We start from the raw sequence: 4,429 nt of genomic DNA on the forward strand, positions 1-4,429 counted from the left end.
TGGCCGCGCCCGTCCAGCCGCCGTCCTGCACCGGCTGCACGTCGAGCAGGCTGAGCAGCCGGCTCATTCGGAACCCGTTGCCACGACGCCGCTTCCGACGAGACGGCCGACGTCGCCGGCGCCGAGGCCCAGCCAGTCGGACAGCACCGCGGCGGTGTCGTCGCCCAGTGCGGGCGCCGCGACGGCCGGCGGGTAGACACCGCCGATCGCCATCGGCAGCCCCGGCGCCAGGTATGCACCGATCCGCGGCTGGTCGAGGCGGGTGAACAGCGGGTTGTCGGTCACCCGATCGTCGGTGGCGACGTCGGCGAAGCTGCGGTAGCGCTCCCACAGCACCGACGTGGTCGTCAGGGCCGCGGCGATCTCGTCGGCGGTGTGTTCGGTGAACCAGACGGTGAACAGCCCGGTCAGCGCGTCGCGGTGGCGGTACCGTTCGCCTTCGTCGGTGAAGTCGGCGCCGAGCGCCTGGCCCAGCGCGGCAACGGCTTTGGCGGTGCCGGTGGTCTCGGTGAGGTCGCGGAAGTGCCGGTTGGTGAGCGCGACGACCATGAACGCGGCGCCGTCGCTGCTGGTGAAGTTCTGCCCGTAGGTGCCGAAGAGCGAGTTGCCGATCCGCTGTCGCTGCGCGCCGTTGACCATCACCTCGGTCAGGAAGCTCAGATTGCCCGCGGTGGCGAGGGCGACGTTGTCGAGCGGGATGGCGATCCGCGCGCCGGTGCCGGTGGCGTCGCGGTGCCGCAGCGCCGTCGACACCGCCAGCGCGGTGTACAGCCCGCAGGTGACGTCCCAGGCGGGCAGCACGTGGTTGACCGGCGTGGCCAGCTGCGCCGGACCGGTCACCAGCGGGAAGCCGACCGAGGCGTTGACCGTGTAGTCCACCCCGGTCCCGCCGTCGGCGCGCCCCGACACCTCGACGTGCACGATGTCGGGCCGGCGCGCCACCAGCGTGTCGTACGAGTGCCATTGCCGGCCGGCCACATTCGTGATGAAGACGCCGGCGTCGGCGATGAGCCGGGTGACGAGGTCCTGCCCTTCGGGTGAGCGCAGGTCGGCCGCGACGGACCGCTTCCCCTTGTTCAGCCCGGCCCAGTAGATGCTGTCCCCGGTGTCGGTCACCGGCCAGCGGCGATAGTCGGCCGCGCCGCCGATCGGGTCGACGCGGATCACCTCGGCGCCGAGCTGCGCGAGCGTCATCCCGGCCAGCGGCACCGCGACGAAGCTCGAGATCTCGACGATCCGGACGCCGGCCAGCGGGCGCGTCGGGTCGGGAGCGGGTTCGGCCATCCGCTCAAGCTAGCAAGCGGCTGTCAGAGCTTGGTCACGGTGAGCACCGCCGACTCGATGGTGTCCTCCGAGAGCAGCACCTGCAGTGCCGCATCGCCGAGCGGGATGAAGCTGTCCTCGCCCGCGACGCGGGCCAGCCGGCCGGTGTAGCCGTGGGCGAGCAGGGTGGCGAGCAGTCCTTCGCCGACGCCGCCGGTGGTCCTGGTCTCGTCGACGACGAGCACCCGGCCGGTGGCGCGCGCCTCGCGCAGCATGTCCTCCACGGGCAGCGGCGCCAGCCAGCGCAGGTCGACGACGCGGATGCCGATGCCGGCACGCTCCAGACGGCGCGCCACCCGCAGACTCATCCGCACGCCGTTGCCGAACGTCAGGATCGTCAGGTCGGCGCCGTCGCCGTGGGTGCGGGCACGCCCGATCGGCGCGACCTCGTCCGCATAGCGCGCCAGCCACTGCTCGTCGCCGTCCTGGTGCAGGTCACGGGTGTGGTAGAGCGCGATCGGCTCGAGGTAGACGCACACGGTGCCCGCGGCGTCGGCGGCTGCGGCGCAGGCGTGCAGCATCGCCGCGGCGTCGTCGGGCCGCGACGGCGAGGCGATCACCACGCCGGGGATGTCGCGGATCGCGGCGATCGAGTTGTCGTTGTGGAAGTGGCCGCCGAACCCCTTCTGGTAGCCGTATCCGGCGATCCGCACGATCATCGGGTTGCGGTACTGCCGGTCGGAGAAGAACTGCAGTGTCGCGCCCTCGCCGCGGATCTGGTCGGCAGCGTTGTGCAGGTACGCCAGGTACTGGATCTCCGGGATGGGCAGCAGCCCCGACATGCCCGCGCCGAGCGCCAGCCCGAGGATGGCCTGCTCGTCGAGCAGGGTGTCGAACACGCGGGCCCGCCCGGCCGCGTTCTGCAGTCCGCGGGTCACCCCGTACACGCCGCCCTTGCGGGCGACGTCCTCCCCGAACACCAGTGCCCCGGGCCTGCGTTCGAGGATCTCGCGCAGCGCCCGGTTGATCGACTGGGCGAGGGTCAGCGGCTCCCCGCCCCTGCCCGCCACGGGCACAACCAAGTCCGTGCGCGCCGACGCCGCCACCGCCTCGGCCATCGCATCGCGCAGCGGCCTCACCACCTCGGCGGTCGTCAGGAGTTGCGGCAGCCCGACCACCTCGCGGGCCGCCCCGAGCACCTCGGCACGGACGGCCTCGTAGCGGTCGATCACCTGCTCGGGCGTCAGCACACCCGCGGAGACGAGGTGGGCGGCCGTGCCGAGCACCGGGTCCCGGTCGAAGTCGGCCATGATCTCGTCGGGCCTGCGGTAGGCGGGCTCGTAGTCCGAACCCGCGTGCCCCATCAACCGGACGGTGCGCAGGTGCAGGAAGGCCGGCCTGCGGTGGCTGCGCACGTACTCGGCGGCCGCCTCTGCCACGTCGAACGTCTCGGCCGGGTCGGCGCCGTCCGCCGCGAAATACTGCAGCCCGGCCCGGTTCTCATAGGTCCTGGCCACCCAGCCGCGCGGTGTCGGGGTGCTGATCCCGATGCCGTTGTCCTCGCAGACCAGCAGCAGGGGCATCGGCAGACCCTGGTAGGCGGAGTGCATCGCGGTGTTGATGGCGCCGACCGCGGTGGAGTGGTTCACCGAGGCGTCGCCGAAGCTGCACACCGCCAGCGCGTCGTCGGGCCAGGCGCCGGTGACGCCGAGCTTGCGGGCCCGGGCGATGGAGAACGCCACGCCGACGGCGCGCGGCAGGTGCGAGGCGATGGTCGACGTCTGCGGGATCACGTTGAGGCCGTGGCTGCCGAAGACCTTGTGCCGTCCCCCGGAGATGGGTTCCGCGGCCGCGGCGACCAGTCCGAGCAGCACGTCGCGCACGGCCCTCGCCATGCCGTCGACACCGCCGGCCTGGCCGGCCCGCGCCAGGAAGAAGCCACCGGACCGGTAGTGCAGCAAGGCGGGATCGGTGACACGAAGGGCGGCGGCCACCGCCGCGTTGCCCTCGTGCCCTGACGAGCCGATCGTGTAGTAGCCCTTGCCTTCTGAGCGCAACTCGCGCGCGGCGATGTCGAGGTGGCGGCTGCGGAGCTGGGCGTCGAAGACGTCCAGGGCCAGCGGTGCGGTGAGCCTCGTCCCGTCACGAGGGGTGCCTGCGGTCATCGCTCGCACGGCCGCGAGGAAGTTCGTGTCGATGGACTCGGCCATTCACGCCGTCCCGGTTACGGCGGGCAGGACGTCGCGGGCGAATTCGACGATGCGCGCCGCGTCGGCGCCGTCGGGGTCCTGGTCGGGGTCGTAGATCGCGAGGCTGGCACCCACACAGCCACCGGCCTCGGCCATCGCCAGGACCAGCGCGGTGAGTTGCCGCCACGTCAGTCCGCCGGGTTCGTCGGCGACGCCGGGCAGCCCCTGCGCGGGGAACTCGACAGGGTCGAGGACGTCGAGATCGATGTGCAGCCACCAATTCTCAGTCGGCAGCGCGGCCAGCGCACGGCGCCCGGTCTGCGGCGGGTCGGCGGCGACGTCGGCCAGCGGCGCCAGCCACACCCCGCAGTCGGCCAGTGTGCCGACGTTGAACTGCCTGCGCCACGACTCGTCGCGGGGTCCGAGCACCGCCAGCCGGTCCCGCTGCAGCGCGGGCAGCCGCTGCGCCAGCGGGCCTTGCAGGAGTCGGCCGGTGATGCCGAGCAGCAGACCGATCTCGGTATTGGCGGCCTCGCCGTCCTCGGACACGTCCAGCGGCATGGTGTCCTCGTGGCCGTCGACGAACACCAGTGCGGTGTCATCCGCGTGGTCGCGCAGGCCGGTGACGATGCCGAGGAGCATGGCGCAGTCGCCGCCGAACACGATCGGGAACCGGCCTGCGGTGACCGCGGCGCCCACCCGTTCGTTGAGCCCGTCGGTCATCGCCAGCAGGGCGGGCTCGTTGATCAGGCCGTTGGGGCCGCGGGCGGATTCGGCTGTGGGCAGCGCGATGTCGTCGTCGCCGACCACGCCACCGACGGCACCGGCGAGGCCGGCGGCGCGCAGGGCCGCCGCGGCGCGCGCCTGGTTGCCTGCGCGTCCATAGCCGTCGAACGGCACACCGATCAGCTCGACGGTCGTCATCGTCAGATGAGCTCGATGGCCTCGGCGATCGACGGCAGCACCCGGCTGGGCCG

The 4,429-nt window shown here is 72.6% G+C and carries 3 protein-coding genes; all 3 read right to left on the reverse strand.

What is annotated here, in order from left to right:
* Positions 1-63: 63 nt before the first annotated feature.
* Positions 64-1,284: a CoA transferase gene (locus tag Q2100_RS13020; RefSeq protein ID WP_302914393.1), complete on the reverse strand. Its 1,221-nt coding sequence runs from the start codon at positions 1,282-1,284 to the stop codon at positions 64-66.
* Between the two features lie 23 nt (positions 1,285-1,307).
* Entirely contained in the window at positions 1,308-3,428 is a 2,121-nt protein-coding gene (locus Q2100_RS13025; RefSeq protein ID WP_407667613.1) for a thiamine pyrophosphate-dependent enzyme, read from the reverse strand.
* Positions 3,429-3,473: 45 nt separating this feature from the next.
* Positions 3,474-4,429: arginase family protein (locus Q2100_RS13030; RefSeq protein WP_302914395.1), on the reverse strand; the 956-nt coding region annotated here is incomplete at its 5' end.

The sequence above is a fragment of the Mycolicibacterium arseniciresistens genome (assembly GCF_030519285.1).
GTDB lineage: Bacteria > Actinomycetota > Actinomycetes > Mycobacteriales > Mycobacteriaceae > Mycobacterium > Mycobacterium arseniciresistens.